Annotated in this window: 25 protein-coding genes; 17 read left to right on the forward strand and 8 right to left on the reverse strand. The window is 61.6% G+C overall.

The genetic code is table 11. The features are described 5' to 3' along the window. Positions 1 to 25: 25 nt before the first annotated feature. The 8 genes from pal to H2Z84_RS15950 all read left to right on the forward strand — a co-directional run bounded on the left by pal (position 26) and on the right by H2Z84_RS15950 (position 6,855). Positions 26 to 559 carry a peptidoglycan-associated lipoprotein Pal gene (pal, locus tag H2Z84_RS15915; RefSeq protein ID WP_103523039.1) on the forward strand — a complete coding sequence of 178 codons (534 nt, stop codon included), beginning with the start codon at positions 26 to 28 and terminating at the stop codon, positions 557 to 559. 134 nt (positions 560 to 693) lie between these two features. Next, positions 694 to 1,446 (forward strand): tol-pal system protein YbgF, encoded by a 753-nt coding sequence (gene ybgF, locus H2Z84_RS15920; RefSeq protein WP_103523040.1) that lies wholly within the window; start codon positions 694 to 696, stop codon positions 1,444 to 1,446. Positions 1,447 to 1,497: 51 nt separating this feature from the next. Beyond that, a complete protein-coding gene (locus tag H2Z84_RS15925; protein ID WP_181836850.1) occupies positions 1,498 to 2,319 on the forward strand; it encodes a CPBP family intramembrane glutamic endopeptidase in 822 nt (273 codons plus the stop codon). Between the two features lie 121 nt (positions 2,320 to 2,440). Further along, positions 2,441 to 2,929, forward strand: coding sequence for a 5-(carboxyamino)imidazole ribonucleotide mutase (gene purE / locus H2Z84_RS15930; protein WP_103523042.1), 489 nt, complete (start codon positions 2,441 to 2,443; stop codon positions 2,927 to 2,929). Further along, positions 2,930 to 4,060, forward strand: coding sequence for a 5-(carboxyamino)imidazole ribonucleotide synthase (locus H2Z84_RS15935; protein ID WP_181836851.1), 1,131 nt, complete (start codon positions 2,930 to 2,932; stop codon positions 4,058 to 4,060). A gap of 108 nt (positions 4,061 to 4,168) precedes the next feature. Continuing rightward, positions 4,169 to 5,050, forward strand: a complete 882-nt coding sequence (locus H2Z84_RS15940; RefSeq protein WP_103523044.1) for a phosphoribosylaminoimidazolesuccinocarboxamide synthase — start codon at positions 4,169 to 4,171, stop codon at positions 5,048 to 5,050. 130 nt (positions 5,051 to 5,180) lie between these two features. Further along, on the forward strand, positions 5,181 to 5,771 hold the full coding sequence (locus H2Z84_RS15945; RefSeq protein ID WP_181836852.1) for a GNAT family N-acetyltransferase: 591 nt from the start codon (positions 5,181 to 5,183) through the stop codon (positions 5,769 to 5,771). Positions 5,772 to 5,928: 157 nt separating this feature from the next. Beyond that, positions 5,929 to 6,855 carry an alpha/beta hydrolase gene (locus H2Z84_RS15950; protein ID WP_181836853.1) on the forward strand — a complete coding sequence of 309 codons (927 nt, stop codon included), beginning with the start codon at positions 5,929 to 5,931 and terminating at the stop codon, positions 6,853 to 6,855. A gap of 10 nt (positions 6,856 to 6,865) precedes the next feature. Here H2Z84_RS15950 and H2Z84_RS15955 read toward each other — a convergent pair whose 3' ends face one another. Beyond that, complete coding sequence (locus H2Z84_RS15955) at positions 6,866 to 7,234, reverse strand: DUF1294 domain-containing protein (protein ID WP_181836854.1); 369 nt, start codon at positions 7,232 to 7,234, stop codon at positions 6,866 to 6,868. A 231-nt stretch (positions 7,235 to 7,465) separates the two neighbouring features. On the opposite strand from H2Z84_RS15955, the gene H2Z84_RS15960 reads away from it, so the two are divergent. After that, a complete protein-coding gene (locus H2Z84_RS15960; RefSeq protein ID WP_181836855.1) occupies positions 7,466 to 9,487 on the forward strand; it encodes an NADPH-dependent 2,4-dienoyl-CoA reductase in 2,022 nt (673 codons plus the stop codon). Positions 9,488 to 9,566: 79 nt separating this feature from the next. On the opposite strand, the gene H2Z84_RS15965 is transcribed toward H2Z84_RS15960, so the two are convergent. Next, the gene (locus tag H2Z84_RS15965; protein ID WP_181836856.1) at positions 9,567 to 10,055 is read right to left on the reverse strand and encodes a TlpA family protein disulfide reductase; all 489 of its coding nucleotides are present in this window, start codon (positions 10,053 to 10,055) and stop codon (positions 9,567 to 9,569) included. Between the two features lie 307 nt (positions 10,056 to 10,362). Between H2Z84_RS15965 and gshA the strand changes: the two genes are divergently transcribed. The 4 genes from gshA (at position 10,363) to H2Z84_RS15985 (ending at position 14,133) form a co-directional block, all read left to right on the forward strand. After that, complete coding sequence (gene gshA / locus H2Z84_RS15970; protein WP_181836857.1) at positions 10,363 to 11,646, forward strand: glutamate--cysteine ligase; 1,284 nt, start codon at positions 10,363 to 10,365, stop codon at positions 11,644 to 11,646. A 4-nt stretch (positions 11,647 to 11,650) separates the two neighbouring features. Beyond that, positions 11,651 to 12,583, forward strand: coding sequence for an XAC2610-related protein (locus tag H2Z84_RS15975; protein ID WP_181836858.1), 933 nt, complete (start codon positions 11,651 to 11,653; stop codon positions 12,581 to 12,583). A 57-nt stretch (positions 12,584 to 12,640) separates the two neighbouring features. Beyond that, complete coding sequence (gshB, locus tag H2Z84_RS15980; RefSeq protein WP_181836859.1) at positions 12,641 to 13,597, forward strand: glutathione synthase; 957 nt, start codon at positions 12,641 to 12,643, stop codon at positions 13,595 to 13,597. 149 nt (positions 13,598 to 13,746) lie between these two features. Further along, positions 13,747 to 14,133 carry a diacylglycerol kinase gene (locus tag H2Z84_RS15985; RefSeq protein WP_082693396.1) on the forward strand — a complete coding sequence of 129 codons (387 nt, stop codon included), beginning with the start codon at positions 13,747 to 13,749 and terminating at the stop codon, positions 14,131 to 14,133. On the opposite strand, the gene H2Z84_RS15990 is transcribed toward H2Z84_RS15985, so the two are convergent. After that, the gene (locus tag H2Z84_RS15990; RefSeq protein WP_181836860.1) at positions 14,090 to 14,878 is read right to left on the reverse strand and encodes a hypothetical protein; all 789 of its coding nucleotides are present in this window, start codon (positions 14,876 to 14,878) and stop codon (positions 14,090 to 14,092) included. The genes H2Z84_RS15985 and H2Z84_RS15990 overlap by 44 nt on opposite strands. Positions 14,879 to 14,999: 121 nt before the next feature. Here H2Z84_RS15990 and H2Z84_RS15995 point away from each other — a divergent pair, with 121 nt between their 5' ends. Further along, the gene (locus H2Z84_RS15995; RefSeq protein WP_220272868.1) at positions 15,000 to 15,371 is read left to right on the forward strand and encodes a DUF1622 domain-containing protein; all 372 of its coding nucleotides are present in this window, start codon (positions 15,000 to 15,002) and stop codon (positions 15,369 to 15,371) included. Between the two features lie 36 nt (positions 15,372 to 15,407). Here the strand turns inward: H2Z84_RS15995 and H2Z84_RS16000 are convergent, their stop codons facing one another. The 5 genes from H2Z84_RS16000 to H2Z84_RS16020 form a co-directional block, all read right to left on the reverse strand. After that, complete coding sequence (locus tag H2Z84_RS16000; RefSeq protein WP_181836862.1) at positions 15,408 to 15,791, reverse strand: hypothetical protein; 384 nt, start codon at positions 15,789 to 15,791, stop codon at positions 15,408 to 15,410. A 482-nt stretch (positions 15,792 to 16,273) separates the two neighbouring features. Next, positions 16,274 to 18,571, reverse strand: coding sequence for a type I DNA topoisomerase (topA, locus tag H2Z84_RS16005; protein WP_181836863.1), 2,298 nt, complete (start codon positions 18,569 to 18,571; stop codon positions 16,274 to 16,276). 170 nt (positions 18,572 to 18,741) lie between these two features. Continuing rightward, entirely contained in the window at positions 18,742 to 19,200 is a 459-nt protein-coding gene (locus H2Z84_RS16010; RefSeq protein WP_059287381.1) for a Smg family protein, read from the reverse strand. Positions 19,201 to 19,241: 41 nt separating this feature from the next. Beyond that, positions 19,242 to 20,324, reverse strand: a complete 1,083-nt coding sequence (gene dprA / locus H2Z84_RS16015; RefSeq protein WP_181836864.1) for a DNA-processing protein DprA — start codon at positions 20,322 to 20,324, stop codon at positions 19,242 to 19,244. Beyond that, positions 20,321 to 21,358 (reverse strand): LysM peptidoglycan-binding domain-containing protein, encoded by a 1,038-nt coding sequence (locus tag H2Z84_RS16020; RefSeq protein ID WP_181836865.1) that lies wholly within the window; start codon positions 21,356 to 21,358, stop codon positions 20,321 to 20,323. The genes dprA and H2Z84_RS16020 overlap by 4 nt, the downstream gene beginning before the upstream one ends. 125 nt (positions 21,359 to 21,483) lie before the next feature. On the opposite strand from H2Z84_RS16020, the gene def reads away from it, so the two are divergent. The 3 genes from def (at position 21,484) to htpX (ending at position 23,881) form a co-directional block, all read left to right on the forward strand. Next, positions 21,484 to 21,987 (forward strand): peptide deformylase, encoded by a 504-nt coding sequence (gene def / locus H2Z84_RS16025; RefSeq protein ID WP_124645158.1) that lies wholly within the window; start codon positions 21,484 to 21,486, stop codon positions 21,985 to 21,987. A gap of 88 nt (positions 21,988 to 22,075) precedes the next feature. After that, positions 22,076 to 22,996 (forward strand): methionyl-tRNA formyltransferase, encoded by a 921-nt coding sequence (gene fmt / locus H2Z84_RS16030; RefSeq protein WP_181836866.1) that lies wholly within the window; start codon positions 22,076 to 22,078, stop codon positions 22,994 to 22,996. 33 nt (positions 22,997 to 23,029) lie between these two features. After that, complete coding sequence (gene htpX, locus H2Z84_RS16035) at positions 23,030 to 23,881, forward strand: zinc metalloprotease HtpX (RefSeq protein WP_181836867.1); 852 nt, start codon at positions 23,030 to 23,032, stop codon at positions 23,879 to 23,881. Positions 23,882 to 23,886 lie beyond the last annotated feature (5 nt).

Raw genomic sequence — 23,886 nt, forward strand, 5'->3', positions numbered from 1 at the left:
GCATTCAAATCCAAGGAGTGAAGGCATGAACTGGAAGCAACTCGTACTCGGCACCGCCACGGTCACCCTGCTGGCCGCCTGCGCCAGCACCAAACCGGCTCCGGTAGCACCGGCAAGCAATAATGGCGCTGCCAGCAGCAGCCAGACCACTGCCCCGGTGGATACCGGCAGCAGCGACATGAAGTCGGTGCAGGGTGATCCGCTGCACGACCCGAACAGCCCGCTGGCCAAGCGCAGCGTGTATTTCGACTTTGACTCCTCCACCGTGAAGAGCAGCGACAAGCCCACCGTGGAAGCCCATGCCGGCTATCTGAAAGATCACGCCGATCGCAAGGTCATCATCCAGGGCAATACCGATGCCCGTGGCAGCCGCGAATACAACCTGGGCCTGGGCCAGCGTCGTGCCGAGGGCGTGAAGCGCTCGCTGGAAGTGCTGGGCGTGAAGGAAAGCCAGGTGGAAGCAGTCAGCCTGGGTAAGGAAAAGCCGAAGGCAACCGGCAATACCGAAGCTGACTTTGCCGAAAACCGCCGCGCCGACATTCTGTACAACGGCGAGTAACACCGGCGACACGGGCGGCCAGTTGGGCGCCCCGCTGCCGGCATGCATGCAACAGGCCGAACATCAGTCCATGGACATCCGCGGACTGCTATGATGTTCGGCCAACCTGTATTCAACGGACCGAGAACTGCCCCATGAAACGGCTTGCCCTCAGCGCGGCGCTGCTGCTCACCCTGTCAGCCTGCGCCACCACCAGCGACATCGAAGCAACCCGCAACCAGATCGATCAGGTCAATCGCCAGGCCAGCGCCAGATTGTCCGAAGTGGAAAGCAAGCTGTCCAATGAGAAGCTGCTGGAAATGGTCAATCAGGTAGACAGCCTCAAGGCCGAAGTCGCCAAGCTGCGCGGCGAGGTGGAAGTGGCCAATTACAATCTGCAAACCACGCAGAAGCGACAGAACGATCTGTATAACGATCTGGATGGCCGGCTGTCCCACCTGGAGAGTGCCGGCAAGGAAGCCGCGGCCCAGCAGACCGCCAGCCAGCCTGCCAGCACGAGCGCCGCTGCTGCCGATACCCAGACCAGCCCTGATTACGACAAGGCGCTGAACCTGCTGCGCGCCCGCGATTTCCCCAAGGCCACCGCCGCGCTCAGCCTGTATGTGCAACAGAACCCGAATACGCCACAAGCCGTCGATGCCTTGTACTGGCTGGGTGTGGCGCATACCGCGCAGCGCCAGTACGATGCCGCCATCGAGATCCATCGCCGCTTTGCCGAGCAGTTCCCCGACAATCCCAAGGCACCGGATGCGCTGCGCAATGTGGCCAACTGCCAGCGTGACCTGGGACAGGCCGACAGTGCCAAGACCACGCTCAAGCGGCTGATCAAGCTGTATCCTGCCAGCTCCGCCGCGCAGAAGGCGCGTGAGCAACTCACCAAAATGTAAGCCTTTGCCACCCGGCCCGCCTTGTACGGGTCGGGTAGGCAGTACCTGCCCATGATGCTACCCGCCCCTCTGGAACTGGCCGGCTTTGGCCTGCTGGCCACCGCCTTGCTGCTGCAAAGCCTCAGTCTGCCGCGCTCGTCCGTGCTGGCCGGTGTCGCCGCCATTGTGCTGGCCGTCTGCAGCGGTTTGCTGCAGCCCTTGGGCTTGCTGGCGGTACTGCTGGCCGGTGGGCTCAGCTATGCGGTTTACCGGCGCCCCCGCGCCGAACTGCAGGTGCTGTGGATTGCCCTGTTGCTGGCACTGGCCCTGCATGCCTTGCCCGGCTTTGACAATCCCTTGCTGTGGCAGGGCAGGGCGACACCCAATAGTGAGGTGTACCTGCTGTTCTGGAGTTTCGACAAGGGCGTGGCCGGCTGGCTGCTGCTACTGGGCTTGCACGGTGCGCCGCACCATGGCCGGGCCTGGGGCAGTACCGTGGCGGCGGTAGGGGGGCTGCTGCTGGTATTGGTGCTGGCACTGGCGCAGGAAAGCGGCATGATCACCTACGCCCCCAAGCTGCCGGCCTGGTTGCTGCCCTGGCTGTTTGCCAATTTCTTTCTTACTGCCCTGCCGGAAGAAGCGCTGTTCCGCCACGGCCTGCAGCGCTGGCTGGAAAACCGGGTGGAACCCTTGCCCGCGCTGATTGCCGCCTCGCTGTTGTTTGGCGCGGCCCACCTTGCCGGCGGCTGGGGCTGGGTGGGGCTGGCCACGCTGGCCGGCCTGGGCTATGGCCTGATCTACGCCGCTACCCGCCAGGTGGCGTTGGCTGCTTTGGCGCATCTGGCCTTCAATACCGCTCATCTGTTGTTGTTCACCTATCCACGGCCGGGCTGAGGGGTGGGTGGCAAATCAGCACAGTGCGATAAATGTCTTGATATCAAAATAAAAAACCATTCCGGCGCACCCCCGCTCTCAGGTAAAATCACTTCTTTATTCCTCCCTGAGCTGCACCGCCATGATTGAAGTCGGCATCGTGATGGGTAGCAACAGCGACTGGGAAGTCATGCAGAACGCCGCCCGCGTACTGAAGGACTTCGGCGTTGCTTTTGAAACCCGCGTCGTCTCCGCCCACCGTACCCCGGACCTGCTGTTCAACTACGCCGAAACCGCTGCCGCGCGCGGTCTGAAAGCCATCATCGCCGGAGCTGGCGGTGCGGCCCACCTGCCGGGCATGCTGGCAGCCAAGACCCACCTGCCGGTGCTGGGCGTGCCGGTGCCGTCCAAATACCTGCGTGGCGAGGATTCGCTGCTGTCCATCGTGCAAATGCCCAAGGGCATCCCGGTGGCCACTTTCGCCATTGGTGAAGCCGGTGCGGCCAATGCCGCACTGTTTGCCGTGGCCATGCTGGCCAATGCCGTGCCGGAGCTGGCGGAAAAGCTGATTGCCTTCCGCAAGCGGCAGGAAGAAACCGTGCTGGCGATGTCGCTGCCGGAGGTCGAGTAAATGGCTGCCATCCTGCCGCCATCCATGCTGGGCATCCTCGGTGGTGGCCAGCTGGGCCGCATGTTCGCCGTGGCTGCCAAGACCATGGGCTACCGGGTAACGGTGCTGGACCCGGATGCCAACGCACCCGCTGCCCAGTTTGCCGATGTACACCTGTGCGCGCCCTTTAATGATGCTGCGGCACTCAAGACCCTGGCGCAGACCTGTGCCGCCGTCACCACCGAATTCGAAAACGTCAATGCCGACGCCATGCGCGAACTGGCCCGTACCACCCGCGTGTCGCCCTCCGGCGACTGTGTGGCCATCGCCCAGGACCGTATCGTCGAAAAATCGTGGATCAACAAGGCTGGTCTGCCGACTGCGCCTTATCTGGCCATCGAAAGCGTCGAAGACATCCAGGTCGAGCTGTCGCCCTATCTGCCCGGCATCCTGAAAACCGCCCGTCTGGGTTACGACGGCAAGGGTCAGGTACGGGTCAGCACCGCCGAAGAAGCCCGCGCTGCCTATGCCAATCTGGGTGGTCAGGCCTGTGTGCTGGAAAAGATGCTCGAGCTCAAGCTGGAAGTATCGGCCATTGTCACCCGTGTCAGCAGTGCGCAGATGGCGGTGTTTCCGGTAGCGGAAAACAGCCACGAAAACGGCATTCTGGATGTGTCCATCGTACCGGCGCGTATTGCCCCGGCGCTGGCAGCATCGGCCCAGCAGATGGCGCAAAGCCTGGCCGAAGCGCTGGACTATGTGGGCGTGCTGGCCGTGGAATTCTTCGTGCTGGCCGACGACAGCCTGGTGGTGAATGAAATCGCCCCGCGCCCGCACAATTCCGGCCACTACACCCTGACTGCCTGCCTCACCGACCAGTTCCAGCAGCAAGTGCGCGCCATGTGCGGCCTGCTGCCGGGCCGCACCGACCTGCTCAGCCCGGTGGTGATGGTGAACCTGCTGGGTGATGTATGGAAGGAAGATGGCCGCGAACCCAACTGGGACGTGCTGGCCGAAGCCCCCAACGCCCAGTTGCACCTGTATGGCAAGAAACAGGCACGGCCGGGCCGCAAGATGGGCCACTTCAACGTGATGGCGGCCACTGCCGACGAGGCGCTGGAACAGGCCGAAGCGCTGAAAGATACGCTGTAAGCAGCAATCGGCACTGTTGGCATGGCTGCCAGCGGTGCCGCCAAGTTTTCAATATCGCCGATGGCCCCACGATGGCCTGATGGCCCAGCTCGCAAGCAAGGACGTGTCATGACCGGACTTAACACCACCAATCTGAAAAGCCTGAAGAAAATCTACTCCGGCAAGGTACGCGATCTGTACGAGATCGACGACAAGCGCATGCTGATGATCGCCACCGATCGCCTGTCGGCCTTTGACGTGATCCTGGACGACCCGATCCCGGCCAAGGGCCAGATCCTTACCGCCATTTCCAACTTCTGGTTTGAAACCCTGAAGGACGTGGTGCCCAACCACCTGACCGGTGACAAGCCGGAAGACATGGTATCGGCTGAAGATCTGCCACAAGTGCTTGGCCGTGCCGTGGTGGCCAAGCGCCTGAAGGCGGTGCCGATCGAAGCCGTGGTGCGTGGCTATCTGGCCGGCTCCGGCTGGAAGGAATACCAGAAGTCCGGCACCGTGTGCGGCATCGCGCTGCCGGCTGGCCTGCAGGAATCCAGCCAGTTGCCCGAGCCCATCTTCACCCCGTCCACCAAGGCGGCGGTGGGCGACCACGACGAAAACATCAGCTACGAACAGTGCGTGGAGATCGTTGGTGCCGAACTGGCGGCCAAGGTCAGTGCCACCGCCATCCTGCTGTACAAGACTGCTGCCGAATTCGCCGCCAAGCGCGGCATCATCATCTGCGATACCAAGTTTGAGTTTGGTCTGGATGAAGATGGCACCCTAGTGCTGATGGACGAAGCGCTGACCCCGGACTCCAGCCGCTTCTGGCCGGCCGACAGCTATGCCGCCGGCAGCAATCCGCCGTCTTTCGACAAGCAGTTCGTGCGTGACTGGCTGGAAGCTTCCGGCTGGAACAAGCAGGCCCCGGCCCCGGCCGTGCCGCTGGACGTGCGCGAAAAGACCGCTGCCAAGTACCGCGAGGCGCTGGAACGCCTGACCGGCAACTAAGCTGGTTTTCGTCGTAGCCCAAGCGCAAACGCCCGGCCCGTCCGGGCGTTGTTGCGTCCGGCATGCTGCTTGAGTCACTCATGGCCTGCGCTTACACTCACAGACCATTCTCCCTATGCCAGACGCCGCCATGACCACCATCCAGCCAGTCCTTGCCACGCCCCGCCTGCAGCTGCTGCCCGCGCACATCGGCCTGGCGCGCGCCATGCTGGATTATCAGGTGCGTAACCGCCAGCACTTTGCCGCCTGGGACCCCAAGCCCGGCGACATGTTCTTTACCGAGCTGTACTGGACCATGCAGCTGCGTCAGCAGGCACTCAGCTGGGAGCAGGGCCGTGGTGCACGCTTTTTGCTCACCCAGCCGCAGCAGCCGCAGCAGCCGCAGCAGATCGTCGGCACGGTCAGCCTCAGCAATATCGTGCGCGGGGTGTTTCAGGCGGCACACCTGGGCTATGGCATCGACCACACCCTGCAAGGCCAGGGACTGATGCAAGAAGCCGTGGCAGAAGTCATCCGCTTTGCCTTTACCGACTTGCGCCTGCACCGGCTGCAGGCCAATTACCAGCCGGCCAATGCCCGCAGCGCCGCATTGTTGCAGCGACTGGGCTTTGTCGAAGAAGGGCTGGCGCGCGATTACCTGTATATCAACGGCCAGTGGCGCGACCATGTGCTGACTTCGCTCACTCATGCCGGTTTCGATCCGCAACAGATGCTGGCCTGAAACGGCGTGGCGATTGCCAGCCACGACAAAATCATGTTTTCTGCTCAGTGATGCTGCCACCGGGGCGTGGCGGCGGTGTCGTTCCCATACTCAATGCAGTCTGGTACCCGGCTTTTGTATAGCGGCAAGCCAGACGCCTTATTTCTGCGAGGAAAACATGGAGCATTTCGATCTGCTGGCGGCCGATGGCCACCGCATTCATGGCTGCCGCTGGTTGCCGCCTACCGGGCAGGCGCTGCGCGCCGTGTTGCTGATCGCTCACGGCATGAGCGAATATGCCGCCCGCTATCAGCCGGTGGCACAGCTACTGGCGGCGCAAGGCATTGCGGTCTACGCCCATGACCATCGCGGCCATGGCCCGCATGCCGCCCATCAAGGCTGGTTTGCCGCCGAGCATGGCTGGGACAAGGTGGTGGATGATGTGGAATGCGTGCGCCAGCATGCGGTAGCCCAACATCCGGGTCTGCCCTTGCTGCTGTTCGGTCACAGCATGGGTTCGTTTATCGCACGCAGTTATTTCCTGCAGTACGGCGACCAACTATCGGGCTTGCTGCTGTCCGCCACCGGCTATCGCCAGCGCCCGCTGGCCCGTGTGCTGCGTGCCGTGGCACAGCTGGCTGGACGGCTGGGCGGCATGAATACACCCAGCCGTTTCATGGCCAGGCTGGTGTTTGGCAGCTTCAATCTGGCTTTTATTCCCGCCCGCACCAGCATGGACTGGCTGTCACGTGATCGCGCGCAGGTGGATGCCTATATTGCCGATCCGCTATGCGGCTTTGATCCCACTCCCGGCCTATGGGTTGATCTGTTTGGCGGCATCATCGCGCTGGAGCAGGGCGAGGCCGCAGCGGCAGGGCGCTTGCCACGGCATTGCCCGGTGTATCTGCTGGCCGGTAGCCGCGACCCGGTCAGCCATGGCCGGCTGGCGCTGGGCCAGCTGGAAATCTGCTACCGCGATGCCGGGCTGATCGATATCCACAGCCATGTCTATGCGGGTGGGCGTCACGAAATGCTCAACGAGAGCAATCGGGCCGAGGTATTGCAGGACATCCAGAAGTGGCTGGACCGGGTGATCAAGCGCTAGGACTACGGCTTCAGACAGGGTGGGCGACATGCCACAGCCAGGCGATCCAGCCGCCCCAGGCCAGCCAGTGGGCCAGTACGATCAGCCAGAATGCTAGCTGATAGCTACCCTTGCTGGATTTGTGGTGTAGCCAGTATTGGCCCAGCACGCCACCCGGCCAGCCGCCCAGCAGCTCCAGCCAGTGCAATAGCTTTTCCGGCGTGCGGCGGCCATGGTGAATAGCCTGGCGCTTGTCCCAAGCGTACACGGCAAAAGTCAGCACGCTCATGCCGAGGTAAAGCAGCAGCGGCCAGAACAGACTGTGGGTGAGCGCAAAGCTGCCGGCAGCCAGCAAGGGCGGCAGGGCAAGCAGATTGGCGAGCGGGCGGGGCAGGGGCATGGTTTATCCGGCAGAAAAACCACAGTGTAAGCAGCCTGGCCGCCCCGGCCAAGCCTGAGCGACCGCGCCAGTGACACGCTGCTGGCAGCCATAGCCTGATTGCCTGCGTTGACAACTTACTTACTAGTAAGTATTGTCGAGCGAAAATAATCCATGTCATGCCGGCAAGCGACCGGCGACTGAACCACAATCAGGGTGAGCGCCTGCTCGCCACGTCGACGAGGACGAAACATGACTGCTTATCCGCATTTGCTCTCCCCGCTGGATCTGGGTTTTACCACGCTGAAAAACCGCGTGCTGATGGGCTCCATGCACACCGGCCTGGAAGAAGCCCCCGGTGGCTTCGACAAGATGGCGGCCTTTTATGCCGAGCGCGCCCGTGGCGGCGTCGGGCTGATCGTCACCGGCGGCGTGGGGCCGAATGCGGAAGGCTGTGTGGCCGAGGGCGCGTCCATGCTGGCGGATGAGCAGCATGTGCCGGATCACCGCAAGGTGACCGCTGCCGTGCATGCGGCCGGTGGCAAGATTGCGCTGCAGATCCTGCATTCCGGTCGTTACAGCTTTCAGGAAAAATGCGTGTCGGCCTCGCCACTGATTGCGCCCATCAATTTCTACCGCCCGCGTGAGCTGTCCGATGCCGACGTGTGGCAGACCATTGCCGACTTTGCCCGTTGCGCCAGACTGGCCCAGCAGGCCAGCTATGACGGCGTCGAGGTCATGGGCTCGGAAGGCTATCTGATCAACCAGTTCATCGCCCGCGCCACCAACAAGCGTACCGATGACTGGGGCGGCAGCTTTGCCAACCGCATCCGTTTTGCCATTGAAACGGTCAAGGCGGTACGTGCGGCGGTGGGCAGCGATTTCATCATCATCTACCGCCTGTCCATGCTGGACCTGGTGCAGAACGGCAGCAGCTGGGACGAGGTGGTGCAGTTGGCGCAGGAAATCGAGCGCGCCGGTGCCACCATCATCAATACCGGCATCGGCTGGCACGAAGCCCGTGTCCCCACCATTGCCACCATGGTGCCGCGTGGCGGCTTTGCCTGGGTGACCAAAAAGCTGATGGGCAAGGTGAACATTCCGCTGATCACCACCAACCGCATCAATACTCCGGATGTGGCTGAAGATATCCTCGCCAGTGGCTGTGCCAACATGGTGTCGATGGCGCGTCCCTTCCTGGCCGACCCGGACTTCGTCAACAAGGCCGCCGCCGGCAAGGCTGACAGCATCAATACCTGTATTGGCTGTAATCAGGCCTGTCTGGACCACATTTTCCAAGGCAAGCTCACCAGCTGCCTGGTGAATCCGCGTGCCTGCCGTGAAACCGAACTCAACTACACCCCGGTGACCCAGGCCAAGAAACTGGCGGTAGTCGGGGCCGGCCCGGCTGGGCTGGCGTTTGCCACCATTGCTGCCGAGCGTGGCCATCAGGTGACGCTATTCGATTCTGCCAGCGAGATCGGTGGCCAGTTCAATGTGGCGAAGAAGATTCCCGGCAAGGAAGAGTTTGTCGAAACCCTGCGCTACTTTGCCAACCGCATCGCGGCTACCGGTGTCACGCTGCGGCTGAACACCCGTGCCGATGCCGCCATGCTGAAGGATTTTGACGAAGTGGTACTGGCTACCGGCATCGCGCCGCGCCTACCGCAGATCGATGGCATCGATCATCCCAAGGTGCTGAATTACCTGGATGTGCTCAAACATGGCAAGCCGGTGGGCCAGAAGGTGGCCATTATCGGTGCAGGTGGCATCGGTTTTGATACCGCAGAATTCCTCACCCACGAGGGCAAGTCCACCTCACTGGACGTAGCCGCCTTCATGCGTGAATGGGGGGTGGACATGAGCGTGGAACAGCCTGGCGGCCTCAGCCCGCAAGGCCCGCAGCCGCATGCCAGCCCGCGTGAGGTCTACCTGCTGCAGCGCAAGCAAAGCAAGGTGGGCGATGGCCTGGGCAAGACCACCGGCTGGATTCATCGCGCCAGCCTGCAGATGAAAAAGGTAAAGATGCTGTCCGGCGTCAGCTATCAGAAGATCGACGATGCTGGCCTGCATGTTGTCATCAAGGACGAAGCGCAGGTGTTGCCGGTGGATAACGTCATCATCTGTGCCGGGCAGGATCCGCTACGCGAATTGCAGCAGCCCTTGCTGGATGCCGGCAAGACGGTGCACCTGATTGGTGGTGCCGATGTGGCGGCCGAACTGGATGCCAAGCGCGCCATCAACCAGGGCGCCACCCTGGCGGCAGCCATCTGATCAGGCTGTTTGGCGGTATTGGCCATGAAAAATCCCCGTAGCGTGCTACGGGGATTTTTGTTGCCGGGGCGTCGTGCGTTTACAGGAAATGCCGCAGTGTGTCTTCCAGATTCTTTTCGTTCAGCCGTCCCAGCAGGCTGCCCACCTGTTTGCCATTGCGATCCAGAATGATGCTGTAGGGCAGGGCACCCGCCGGGTTGCCCAGTGTGCGCAGCAGGCTCAGGGTATCGCTGTCGCCCAGTACGATGGGGTAGCTGATTTTCAGTTGGCGGGCGAAGTTATAGGTTTCAGTCTTGTTGTCCAGCGCAATGCCCACTACCTCCACCCCCTTGGGGGCCAGTCGTTCGCGCAGCGCATTGAGCATGGGCATTTCTTCGCGGCAGGGGCCGCACCAGGTGGCCCAGAAATTCACCAGCACCACTTTGCCCTGGTAAGCACGCAGTGATACCGAGCTGCCGGCCTGATCGGTGAAGCGAGTTTGCGCCAGCGTGGGTGCAGCCAGTGCGCTCAGTGGCAGCAGGCAGAACAGGGCGGCCAGCAGGCTGGCGCGCAGGGAAGTCGGGCTCATGTGGCCTCCATCATGGTGAGTGGCAAGTGGTAAGGGAATTTCACCCGAATGGTTTTGGAGCAGCGGCCTGCGGCCAAGTTTCATGTCCGGCGGGCAAAATGCCGTCTGCTGCACCAGCAGGCCTCGCATGGCGACTATCTGTGCTGCAAGCTGCATGGTCGCTGCGGTGAGCCACTGCTGGTCAATGCGGCATTATGCCAAAGCGGATGCGGTGAAGCATTCCTTCATCCTGAAGGCTTGAATTCCCCGGCTGCAACCCCCACCATAGATCAATTCGCTGCAAGTCATCCACCGTCTAGGGGAACCCATGACCGTCCCACATCTGTCCACTGCACTGACCGGCCCCCTGCTGGAACTGGAAAGTCGCATTCTTACCGCCCAGCCCCACATCGAGCACTGGTTCCGCAGTCAGTGGCATAACCACGCCGCACCGTTTTACGGCTCGGTCGACTTGCGCAACAGCGGTTTCAAGCTGGCCCCGGTGGACATGAATTTGTTCCCCGGCGGACACAACAATCTCAACCCTGACTTCCTGCCCTTGTCCATCCAGGCGGCGCAGGCTGCGGTGGAAAAAGTCTGCCCGGAAGCGCGCAGCATCTTGCTGATTCCGGAAAACCATACCCGCAATACCTTTTATCTGCAAAATGTGGCCACGCTGGTACACATTTTCGAGCAGGCCGGCCTCAAGGTGCGGCTGGGTACGCTGAACCCGGAAATCACCGAAATCACCGAGCTGACCAGCGCTGGCGGCGACATCGTCAAGCTGGAGCCCATCCTGCGCCAGGGCAACCGCCTGAAGCTGGCTGATGGTTTCAACCCCTGCGTGGTGCTGCTCAACAACGACCTGTCCGGCGGCATTCCCGATATCCTGAAGGATCTGGAGCAGAACCTGCTACCGCCGCTGCATGCTGGCTGGGCGGTACGGCGCAAGAGCAACCACTTCACCGCCTACGACCAGGTGGCCGACCAGTTTGCCCAGCTGATTTCCATCGACCCGTGGATGATCAACCCCTACTTCGTCAACTGTAACGGGCTGGATTTCCATGCGCGGCAGGGCGAGGACGCGCTGGCCGAATCCGTGGCCAGCACGCTGGACAAGATCGCCGCCAAATACCGCGAATACGGCATCAAGAACGACCCCTTCGTCATCGTCAAGGCCGATGCCGGCACCTATGGCATGGGCGTGATGAGCGTGAAGAGCCCGGAAGAGGTCATCGGCCTCAATCGCAAGGCACGCAACAAGATGTCGGTGGTGAAAGAAGGGCTGGAAGTCTCCGAAGTCATCGTGCAGGAAGGGGTTTACACTTTCGAAACGGTAGAAGACGCCGTTGCCGAACCGGTGGTGTACATGATGGACCGCTTCGTCACCGGGGGGTTCTACCGCGTGCATACCGGCCGTGGCATTGACGAAAACCTCAACGCCCCGGGCATGCAGTTTGTACCCTTGTCGTTTGAAACCCCCTGCCTGCCGGACAAGCATGGCTCGCCGGACTGTGCGCCCAACCGCTTCTACGCCTACGGCGTGATTGCCCGTCTGGCGCTGCTGGCCGCTTCGCTTGAGCTGGAAAACACCGACCCCGAGCGCGACTGAGGCCATGCCGACCCTGCGCTGGCTGTGGCTGCTGCTATTACCCGCCGTGGCAACGGCGGCCAGCTTTGATTGCAGCAAGGCGTCAAGTGCCACCGAGCAGGCCATTTGCAGCCAGCCGGCACTGTCGGCCCTGGACGAGCAAGTGGCTGCTGCCTATCGCCAGCACAATCAGCAAGGCCTGCTGCAAGGCAATCAGCGCCAGTGGCTGGCCGGACCGCGTGCCGAGTGCAAGGCTGATGCCACCTGCCTGCAAAGCCGTTATCAAGAGCGGCTGCAACAATTGCAGGCAGCGCAGCTGATCCGCCAGCACATCGACAATGCCGCGCCGGCTTACCGCTTTGACATCAGCCTGCTCAACTGGGGCGAACGCGACTGGGCAGCCGAAGGCCCGGCCATCATCAACATCATCGACAAGCGCAGCCAGCGCAGCGTACAGCAGCTGCGGCTGGACAATGTGTATATGGCGCATGGCGACGATGGCAAGCCGCTGGTCAATAGCGCGCGGCTGTATGATTTGCAGGGCGTGATCAATGTGGCTGACTTCGACTTCGACGGCCATGCCGATTTCGCGGTGCAGAACGGCAATGACGGCCCCTATGGCGGGCCCACCTACAGCGTGTATCTCTACGACACTGCCAGCAAACAGTTTGTCTTGAGTGATGAATTATCGACGTTGACTGGCGAAACGCTGGGCATGTTCCAGGTGGATGCTAAACGCAAGCGGCTGAGCACCTTTGCCAAAAGCGGTTGCTGCTACCACGAAACCACTCACTACCAGTTTGATGTCCGCCATCGCTTGCAGGCGGTGGAGCGGCTGATTGAAGACGCGCAGGACCCGGCCGGCAAACAGGTGCGGGTGACCCGCGAAACCCTGGTCAACGGCCGCTGGAAGACATCTACCCGGCGCTATGCGCTGGATGCCTACTATCATCAATGAATCCCCTGGCCGCCAGCCGGCCCGCCAGTGCGTGCTGGCGAAACCCTGGAGAGCACTATGCGTATCCTGTTCATCGCCGATCCGCTGGAACAGTTCAAGATCTACAAGGACACCACCTTTGCCATGATGGAAGAGGCGGCACGACGCGGCCATGCCATCAGCCATGCGCAGGCGCACCAGTTGTCGGTGGAAGGCGGCCGCCTGCTGGTGGATGCCCGTGGCCTCACCGTCACCGACGAGCGCAAGGGTGACCACCCGGCCTGGTACAAGCTGGACGACGTACACCGCCAGCCGCTGACCGCCTTCAACGCGGTGGTGATGCGCAAGGACCCGCCGTTCGACATGGAATACCTGTATGCCTCGCAGCTGTTCACGCTGGCCGAGGCACAGGGCGTCAAGGTATTCACCAGTGGCCAGGCGCTGCGTGACTTCAACGAAAAGCTGGCCATCCTCAACTTCCCCGAGCTGACCGCCCCCACCATGATCACTGGCGAAACCCCACGGCTGAAGGCCTTTATCCGTCAGCATCTGGACGTGATTCTCAAGCCGCTGGACAGCATGGGGGGGGACAGCATTTTCCGGGTAACCCCGAACGATCCCAATCTGTCGGTGATTCTGGAAACCATCACCCTGCGCGGCAAGCGCACCATTATGGCCCAGCGCTATATCCCGGAAATCCGCGATGGCGACAAGCGCGTGCTGGTGATCGATGGCGTGCCGGTGGATTACTGCCTAGCGCGCATTCCGGCAGCGGGGGAAACCCGTGGCAATCTGGCCGCCGGTGGCCGTGGCGAAGCACGTCCGCTGAGTGCACGCGACCGGGAAATCGCCGAAGCAGTCGGCCCGGAGCTGAAAAAGCGCGGCATCCTCTTGGCCGGGCTGGATGTGATTGGCAATTACCTGACCGAAGTGAATGTCACCAGCCCCACCTGCTTCCGCGAAATCATGGACCAGACCGATATCAATGTCGCCGGCCTGTACATCGACGCACTGGAACGCGCCACCGCGCATTGAACCTTGCCATCAGCCTGTCATCTGCCGGCGGCAACATCGCCGCTGGCGGCAAGGCCAGTTAGCTTGCCCGGCTGGCCGGCAGCGCTTAACATGCCGCTCGCCGGGCCGGCACAATGCCACCCGCCATCCACGCAATCACTGGATCTGACATGAGCAAGCATGAGGAAAGCCCGTTCAAGGGCAAGACCGGCGTCCGCCGGCTGATCAACGCCTTCGGTTATTCGCTGGATGGCATCAAGGCGGCCTACCGCCATGAAGATGCCTTTCGCCAGCTGGCCTTGCTGGCCTGCATCCTGATTCCCTGTGCGCTGTTCCTGGTGCCGGCCAGCCCGCTGGCACGCGCCATGCTGGTAGCCAGCTCGCTGGCCACCCTTATCATCGAATTGCTCAATTCCGCCATCGAAGCGGCAGTGGATCACACCTCGCTGGAGCGTCATCCGCTGGCCAAGCGCGCCAAGGACATGGGTAGTGCGGCCCAGCTGCTGGGCCTGATCAATCTGGCGGCGGTATGGCTGCTGGTGTTGTTCGGGCGCTAGACGGCAGCAGGCGGCGTGACAGCAGCTGCAGCCCGATTGCGCTCAGGCTGGCCAGCAGGAAGGCCGGATTCTCCTCCATGCGGGGCAGTAGCAGCGCCAGTGCCAGGCAGAAGCCGGCAAAACCCAGTCGCCCCAGCAGCATGCCACGCAGCAGCGCCTGCACTGCCCTTGCGCCTTGCGTACGCTGGGTGGCCACCGCCATCACCACCGCCAGCAAGGGAAATACCGCCACCATGCCGCTCCAGCGTGCTCCCATCTGGCTGGCCACCAGGCTTGCCAGCAGCGTCAGCAAGGCTGCCGCCAGCATGCGCAGCCACAATACTTCCTTGGCCGCGCCAGGTATGCTGCCCGCTCCAGGCTGGGGCAGACAATAACTGTTGATCACGACGGCCAGCCCGGCCACGGCCAGAGCCAGGGGCAGCGATGGCTTCAGGAGCTGCAGCAGGCAGGCTGCCAGCAACCAAGCGCCTAGTGCGGCAGTCAGCGTCCGCGGCCAGTCATGGCGTGAGGCACTGCGGGCATAAACCAGATTGAACAATTCGGAAGCGGCAATTGCCGCGATGGCCTGCATGGCAGCGTGGGTGGCAAAGTCGGCGCCATGCTCCTGCAACAGCAGCCACAGGATAGGGCCGGCCACCACCGGCAGGCCGGCCATCCAGCCTGCACGTTGTGGCCCGTAATAGCGTGCCACCAGCGCCAGCAGGTAGAGAAAGGCAGGAACCAGCGTCAGTTTCAGTAGCAGCATGCGGGGGAGCTAGCAGGGTAATGCCGCAGCATAGCATGCGCTTGGCATCGCTGGCCGTCTGCTGCCAGTGCCGTACCTTGCGTGTATGCTGGAGCGAGCACATCACCTGCAAGGAGAAGACATGCTGTCACCCGCCGAATCCGGAGTGGAAGAACTGGTGCTGAATCTGGTGCTGTGGCTGAAACTGGGGGTCGAGGCCTGCGGTGCGCTGGTGATTGGCGTGGGGGTGCTGTTTGCCGGCGTGCGCTACCTGCAACGCTGCTTCCAGCCGGGCATGACGCAATACAACGCGGTGCGGCTGAGTTTTGCCCGCTTTCTGGCGTTGGCGCTCGAGTTGCAGCTGGCGGCGGATATCCTGTCTACTGCGGTAGCTCCTAGCTGGGACCAGATCGGCAAGCTTGCCGCCATTGCGGTACTGCGCACAGCGCTCAATTTTTTCCTGGCCCAGGAAATTCGCGATACCGAGCAGGCAGATCAGCCACCGCCGGCCTAGTGGCCCGCTGCTGACAGCGCTGTCGGTGTGCAGGTCTCAGCGTGCCTGGCGCCGATACAGGTAGCCGGGGTAGACGCGGATGCAGCCGCTGACGTCTTCGACCTTGCCATACTCACCCACCAGCTCCCAGCTGGCGCCATTGGCCTGCAATACCCGGTACACCGGGCTGCCGGCCTGATAGAACAGCAATTCATTACCATGGAAGTGGTCAAGCGGCAGCACGGGGTGCTGGCTGGGCAGCACCAGCAGCATGGCTGCCGTTTGCACGTCCATATCGGCCAGTTGCTCGCGGTCCGCCGCTACCATGCCGCAGAAGGCCAGCAGGAAGGCAAGCGGCAGCATCAGCCAGTGGCCACTGAGCAGGCCGAACAGGGTGAGAATGGTGGCGCCGGTAAAAAAGAAGCTGCTGTGTGTTTTCATGATGTGTGCTTTGCCCGGGTAGCTTGGCCCGTGAAACGGCAAACGCCGCCTGACATGGAGGCGGCGTGTTGTCTGGAATCGAGTGTGGTCCGTCGCAGGAACCTTCAGGCTGTTTACGGTTTAGCCTGATTTCCGGATTATATGGCGATTTTTCCGAAATTGATTAATAAAATCAGTAAATTACTCATGATGATGGCCTAGCTCTTGCCGTTGCCGGGTTTTCACGGCATGGCCAAAAAAACAACGCCACTCGCAGGCGGCATCAGGCTGCAGACAAAACAATTTGTTGTGACGGCGCAGGACCCGGCAAAGCCGGGCCTTCCGGCTAACTCATCGATTCCGCCGCCTTCCTGTCTATTTCCCATCCCCCCGCCCTTACCCCGTAAGGGAGCCTCGCTTTCCTTCCAGAAAGCGAGAAGAGCCTGTCAAAACAAGACGCCACCCGAAGGTGGCGTTGTGTAGTGCAATCCGCAGGCGGCGATTTATTCTTCCGCTGTCTTGGCTTCCGGCGGGGCAATCACCTCGCTGTAGCCGCATTCCTTCTGCGGGCAAACCTTTTCCGTTCCACGACGCTTGGTGGTCTTGATGGTGAGGATAGGCCAGTTGCACTTGGGGCAGGGCTCGGCTACCGGCGGGTTCCAGGTGGCGTACTTGCACTTGGGATAGGTATTGCAGCTGTAGAACAGCTTGCCGTAACGGCTCTTGCGCTCGATCAGGTGGCCGGTCTTGCATTCCGGGCATTCCACACCGGTGTCGCGGGGTTTTTCCAGCGGCTCGATGTGCTTGCACTTGGGGTAATTGGCACAACCGATGAACTTGCCGTAACGACCCTTCTTGATGTGCAGTTCGCCGCCGCAGTCCGGGCAGGCCCGGCCTTCGATCACCGTCGGTGCTTCGGCCTCTTCGGCTGCCTGCTCGGCGGTTTCACCCATATTGCGGGTGTAGTCGCAGTCTGGGTAGCCGGTGCAGGCGATGAAGCGGCCGCGCTTGCCAAACTTGATGGACAAGGGCTTGCTGCATTTCGGGCAGGCTTCGTCCAGGCTTTCGGTGGTGACTTCTGCGCGGGAAATGCTCTCTTTTTCCGCCAGCTGCTTGGAAAACCCCTTCCAAAAGCTGTCCATCACCGGCACCCATTCACGCTGGCCGCTGGCGATATCATCCAGCTGGTTTTCCAGCTTGGCGGTGAAGTTGTAGTCCACGTACTGGCTGAAATGCTCAGTCAGGAATTTGTTGACGATGTCGCCGGTATCGGTGGGCTGGAAGCGCTTCTTGTCCAGAATCACATACTCGCGGTCTTTCAGCGTGGAGATGATGCTGGCGTAGGTGGAAGGACGGCCGATGCCGAATTCTTCCAGCGCCTTCACCAGGCTGGCTTCGGAGAAGCGCGGCGGCGGCTGGGTGAAGTGCTGCTCACCATACAGCTTGTCCACCGGCAGGCTGTCGCCTTCTTCCAAGAGCGGCAGCTTGGCGTTGTCTTCGTCTTCGGCATCATCCACGTCTTCCTCGTACACGGCGAGGAAGCCGGCAAAGGTCTGCACCTGGCCGCTGGCACGGAAGATGCCCTCGCCCATGGTGATGTCCACGCTGGTGGTGTCGAATTTGGCCGGTGCCATCTGGCAGGCCAGGGTACGTTTCCACACCATGTCGTACAGCTTGAACTGATCGGTGGTGAGGAAGGGCTTGACCGAATCCGGAGTGCGCAGGATGGAGGTGGGGCGAATCGCCTCGTGCGCCTCCTGGGCATTCTTGGACTTGTTCTTGTAGGCAACGGCGTTCTTGGGCAGAAAGTCGTTGTTGAAGGTGTCACTGATATAGCTGCGGATTTCTTCCACAGCTTCATTGGCCAGTGCCACCGAGTCGGTACGCATATAGGTGATCAGACCGACCGTACCCTGGCCGATGTCGATACCTTCATATAGCTGCTGTGCGGTCCGCATGGTGCGGTCGGTGGTCATGCCCAGCTTGCGCACGGCTTCCTGCTGCAGCGTCGAGGTGGTGAAAGGGGCAGCCGGGCTGCGCGATTTCTTTTTCTTCTCGATGGTGGTGACCGTGGCCGGCTGGTCTTGCAGACGCGCCAGGATGTCGGCGTGTTCGGCATCGCCCGGGATGGCGAATTGATCCAGCTTCTGGCCGGCCAGGGTGGTCAGCTTGGCAGAGAACTTGGTTCTGCCCTTGTGGCTGTCCAGATGCACCGACCAGTATTCCTGCTGCACAAAGGCCTTGATCTCGTTTTCGCGTTCGCAGATCAGGCGCAGTGCCGGGCTTTGTACCCGACCAGCCGACAGGCCGCGGCGGATCTTTTTCCACAGCAGCGGCGACAGGTTGAAACCCACCAGATAATCCAGCGCACGGCGTGCCTGCTGGGCATCGACCAGATCCTGGGCGACTTCGCGCGGGTTGCCGATGGCTTCCAGTACCGCATTCTTGGTGATTTCGTGGAACACCACGCGCTGGGCGGTTTTGTCCTTCAGCAGCTTCTTGCTGTTGAGGATCTGCACCAGATGCCAGGAAATGGCTTCACCTTCGCGGTCCGGGTCAGTGGCCAGGTAGACATGGTCCACCTCGGCCACCGCCTTGACGATGGCGTCTACATGTTTGCTGTTGCGGGCGATCAGCTGGTACTTCATGGCAAAACCCTTTTCCGGGTCTACCGCACCGTTTTTCGGTACCAGATCGCGCACGTGACCGTAGGAAGCCAGGACTTCGAAGTCCGGTCCCAGGTATTTCTTCAGCGTTTTTGCCTTGGATGGCGACTCAACGATCAAGAGGCTGGAGGGCATGTTTTCGTTTCAGTGTGTACCGGAGGGACTCCGGCTGATAGCGGTTCTATCTATCAAATAAAGCAAGTGCGCAAATAAAACAAGAGCGCGTGTGGCGCTCTTGTGCAAAATTCCGTGCAGTCTCGTCAGGCGAGGCGGGATGTTAAGCCCGTCGCACCGGCGCTGACAAGTCATTGCATGGTGGGTTCGCCATGAATGGCGTCCAGCAATTCTTCGCCCAGCAGGATGGGTAGCTCTGCCTTTTGCGCCCACAACACCATCAGGGCCACCAGCTTGGCCGAGCCGACATTGATATCGTCATCCGGCAATTCAAACAGGCGGTCAATCACCATTTCGCGCTGCGAGGGCGACAGCGCGCCGTGGTCTTCCAGAAACTGGATCAGGCCGCGCACCTCGGTAGGCAGGCGTTCCTGCTCGGCATCGGCATAAATGCGCATACCCGAGGCATCGTCTGCGCTGGCATACAGGCCTTCCACCATATTGGCGACATTGTCCAGCCAGTCCAGCGCGTCGTTGATTTCCTCGTCTTCGAAGCCGGCGGCTTCCAGCTGGCGCATCAGTGTGCCGCGGTCACCAAAGGCATCCGGGTCACGGTATTGCTCGAACAAATAAGTGAGAACGTCAAACATCAGGTCTTCTTCAAATGAGCTGCTACAGAATCCAGTCTGAATCAGACCAGTCGCTGAACCTGCCCGCCAGGCAGGCTGGTGAGCTTGCCGGCAAGCTCCAGCTCGAGCAGCATCGCGTAAACCTCCCCTTGCGTCAACCCGAGTTGCTGTGCCAGCCACTCGCTGCTGACCGGGTCGAAGGCCATCAGGGTGAGAATCTGCTCTTCGGCCGCTGCCGGATCAGGAGTGCAAACGTCGGCAGGCCGTGCGCTGCCGCTGAGCCGGCCCACCTCTTCCAGCACGTCTTCCACCGATTCCACCAGCCGCGCACCATCTTTCAGCAGCCGGTGGCAGCCACGCGCCTGCGGGTTGTTGATCGAGCCAGGCACGGCCATGACTTCGCGCCCGCTCTCGGCCGCAAGCCGGGCGGTAATCAGCGAGCCGGAATTGATATTGGCCTCTACCACCAGGCAGCCGCGGGCGAGGCCGGCAATGATGCGGTTGCGGCGCGGGAAATGGCCGGCCAGCGGGCCGGCACCCAGCGGGAATTCGGACAGAATCAGCCCGGTGCTGCCGATCTGGTGTGCCAGCGTGCGGTTGCTGGCGGGATAGACCCGGTCGATGCCGGTGCCGATCACGGCGATGGTAGAGCCTGCCGCTGCCAGCGCACCCTGGTGTGCTGCGGCGTCGATGCCGCTGGCCAGTCCGCTGACGATGGTGTAGCCATGCTCGGACAGCCGCTGGGCAAAATCGCTGGCAATCTGCTTGCCTGGCGGCGTGGCGCTACGGCTGCCCACCATGGCCAGCATGGGTTGTTTCAGTAACTCCCTGCGGCCCCGGGCAAACAGCAGTGGTGGTGGTGAGGCGGTTTCTGCCAGCGCCTGTGGATAGTCGTCATCCTGCAGGCTGAGCAGGCTGCACTGCTCGCCTTCGGCCCAGGCCAGCGCGGCGGCAGCATCCGGCAGTGCCACCCGCTCACGCAGTGCCATCGCTGCCTGCTGACCGATCAGCGGCGCGGTCTGGCTTGTACTGGCAGCTACGGCATGACTGGCCGACCCAAAGCTGGCGATCAGCTTGAGAAAGCCTGCCGGTCCAATACCCGGGGTCAGTGCCAGTAGCAGCCAGTCGCCGGTGTTATCGCTCATTCGCTTTCCGGTGCGGCCACGACATCACCAACACTGGCTGCATCGGTGCTTTCCAGCACCAGCCCGTAAGACACCTTGTCAAAAACGCGGTAGATGAAAATCTTGCCGATGGTCTGGCCTGGCAGCATGACGAGCTTTTGCTTGCCGTCGGCGGTGATGATGGAAACCGGTTTGCCATTCTTGTAGATGCTCAGCACGTCGCCGGCTTCTACCTGTTCGCGCAGCCCCCGGTTGATGACTACATTGGAATACTGCGCAGCACCGTCTACCCCATCGTAGATCGAGATGATTTGGCCGCGGATATCGCTGTCTGGGCTGTGTGGTACGTAGCTGACGAACCGGTCTTTCGGGGCCTTGATCAGACGGTCGCCTACCAGAATTTCACCGGCCACGCTGGTGATGTGCATGCTTTGCACATCCTCGCCCAGCTTGTCCACCACCACATCGCCGCCGTACATCACTTCGTAGCCGAGGTTTTCCTTGGTGTCAGGGTCGATCAGCACCTTGCCGGCGCGGTAGGCCTGCCAGCTACCCATTTCACCGACACCATTGGCATAGACGCGGTCGCCGGTGCCGAAGGCCAGCCGTTGCTCCGGTCCGGCAATCAGCCGGGGCGCTAGGCTGAATTCTTCTTCATTGACGACCAGCGGACGGCTGAGGAAGGGCTCGATGGCCTTGGCTGGAATGCTGGGAATGGCCTTGTCCATGTCGGACATGCGGATTTGCGGTGACAGCCTCACTTCACCCTGGGCACCTTTTTCCAGCGACAGCCGCGGCTGGCCATTCACATAGCTCAGTACCAGTATGTCACCGGGATAGATCCAGTGTGGATTCTTGATATCGCTTTTGTTCATCTGCCACAGGCTGGGCCATTTCCATGGGCTCTTGAGGTAGCGGCCCGAAATGCCCCACAAGGTGTCACCCTTGGTCACGGTATAGCGCGCGGGGGCGCCGGGCTTGATGGTGAGCGTGTCGGAAAATGCCGGGAGAGCCAGTCCCAGAGCCAAAGCAAGCGATATAATACTTTTACGCATGAAAAGTGCCCCAATATTGAGTGTAACGAGCGCCCGCGAGCGCTCCTTTGACAAACGAGCATGCGTCAGACCCGTCTATTATCGACGTGCTGATGGCATTACGACAACTTGGAGCAAGAAAACCGATGGCGCTGCTGAACATTCTGCATTATCCGGATGCGCGTCTGCATACCGTGGCCACGCCGGTCGAGACTTTTGACGCTGCCCTGCAGACCCATATCGACAATATGTTTGACACCATGTACGAGGCCAAGGGCATCGGCCTGGCCGCTACCCAGGTGGACTACCACCAGCGGCTGGTGGTGATGGACATTTCCGAAGAGCATAACGAGCGTCGCGTCTTCATCAATCCGGTGATTACCGAAAAAGAAGGCGAAACCGTCTACGAAGAGGGCTGCCTGTCGGTGCCCGGCATCTACGACAAGGTGACCCGTGCCGAACGGGTCAAGGTACGCGCTCAGGATGCCACCGGCAAGGTGTTCGAGCTGGAGGCCGACGGCTTGCTGGCCATCTGTATCCAGCACGAAATCGACCATCTGGATGGCAAGGTATTCGTTGAATACCTGTCCGAGCTCAAGCAGGGCCGGATCCGTACCAAGATGAAAAAGCGCGAAAAGCAGAATATGTAAGTCCGTGGCCGGTGCTGAAAGCAAGCGGCCTGCTTACTCTACATCCGAGACACGGCCAGCCCTGTCTCTTGTTTTTTTCAGGGTCACGATGAAACTGATTTTTGCCGGTACGCCGGAATTCGCTGCCGCAGCGCTCAAAGCGCTGTTGGCTGCCGGGCATGAAATTGCCCTGGTGTTGACCCAGCCGGATCGCCCGGCAGGTCGTGGCATGAAACTCAAGCCCAGCCCGGTGAAACAGGTGGCGCTGGAGCATGGTCTGCGGGTGGATCAGCCGGTCTCCCTCAAAACGGAAGAAGCCCAGGCCATGCTGCAGGCTATCGGTGCCGAACTGATGGTGGTGGCGGCTTATGGTCTGCTGCTGCCCAAGGCCGTGCTGGAGATTCCGCCACGCGGCTGCCTCAACATCCATGCCTCATTGCTGCCACGCTGGCGCGGTGCCGCGCCCATTCAGCGCGCCATCCTGGCCGGCGACAGCGAAACCGGCATCACCATCATGCAGATGGATGTGGGGCTGGATACTGGCGACATGCTGTCCATCCACCCGCTGGCCATTGCCGCCGATGACACTGCGGCCAGCCTGCACGACAAGCTGGCCGCATGTGGCGCCGAGGCCATCGTCAGCACGCTGGCGCAACTGGACAGCCTGTCTGCGCAAGCCCAGCCGGAACAGGGCGTGAACTATGCCCACAAGCTGACCAAGGCTGAGGCCGAGGTGGACTGGTCGCTGCCGGCCGCCACCATTGCCCGTGCCATTCGGGCCTACAACCCGGCACCGGGCGCGTTTACCAAGCTGGACGGCGAACCGCTCAAGCTGTGGTTTGCCCAAGCCATTGCCGGCCAGGGCGAGCCGGGGGTGGTGCTGCGTGCCGATGCCGAGGGCGTGGTGGTGGGCAGTGGTGACGGGCTGGTAGTTCTCAGTCAGTTGCAGGCTGCGGGTGGCAAGCGCTTGAGTGCGCGCGATTTTGCTGCCGGTCGTACCACGCTGATGGGAACCCGTCTGGGCGGCTGAGCGTCACAACAGGCCAGAGCAAAGGAGGCTAGCGTGAATAATCTGATCAAGACCGCGGTGCTGATGGCCGCCTTCGTGGCGTTTCTCGGCTTCATTGGCGCCATGGTGGGAGGCAAGAGCGGCCTGTTGCTTGCCTTGCTGTTTGCTGGTGGGATGAATCTGTTTGCCTACTGGAATTCCGACCAGATGGTGTTGCGCATGTACAACGCGCAGGAGGTGGATGCCAGTACGGCCCCCGAGTTTTACGGCATGGTGGCCGAGCTGGCACAGCGCGCCGGCCTGCCCATGCCGCGGGTTTACGTGATCCATGAAGACCAGCCCAATGCCTTTGCCACCGGGCGCGATCCGGAACATGCCGCCGTGGCCGCCACCAGCGGCATCATGCGCATGCTGGACTACCGCGAGCTGCGCGGCGTGATGGCACACGAATTGGCCCATGTGCGCCACCGCGACACGCTGATCTCCACCCTGTCGGCCACCATGGCCGGCGCGGTGTCGGCCCTGGCCAGCTTCGCCATGTTCTTTGGCGGGCGCGACGAAAACGGCCGGCCGGTTAATCCGCTGGCCGGCATCCTGGTCGCCATCCTGGCGCCGCTGGCGGCCAGCGTCATCCAGATGGCCATTTCCCGGGCGCGCGAATTCGAAGCCGACCGTGGTGGTGCCGAAATTTCCGGCGATCCGTTGGCATTGGCAGCAGCGCTACAGAAGATCGAGTACTACGCTCAAGGTATTGCCATGCCTACGGCGCAGGCGCATCCGGAAACTGCGCAGATGATGATCATCAACCCGCTGTCCGGCCTGAGCATGGGCGAGCTGTTCCGCACCCATCCGCATACCGAAGAGCGCATTGCCCGCTTGCATGCTATGGCGCGCGGCGTGGGCTGAACGTA

It is taken from the genome of Aquitalea aquatica (assembly GCF_013911085.1).
Classification (GTDB): Bacteria; Pseudomonadota; Gammaproteobacteria; order Burkholderiales; family Chromobacteriaceae; genus Aquitalea; species Aquitalea aquatica.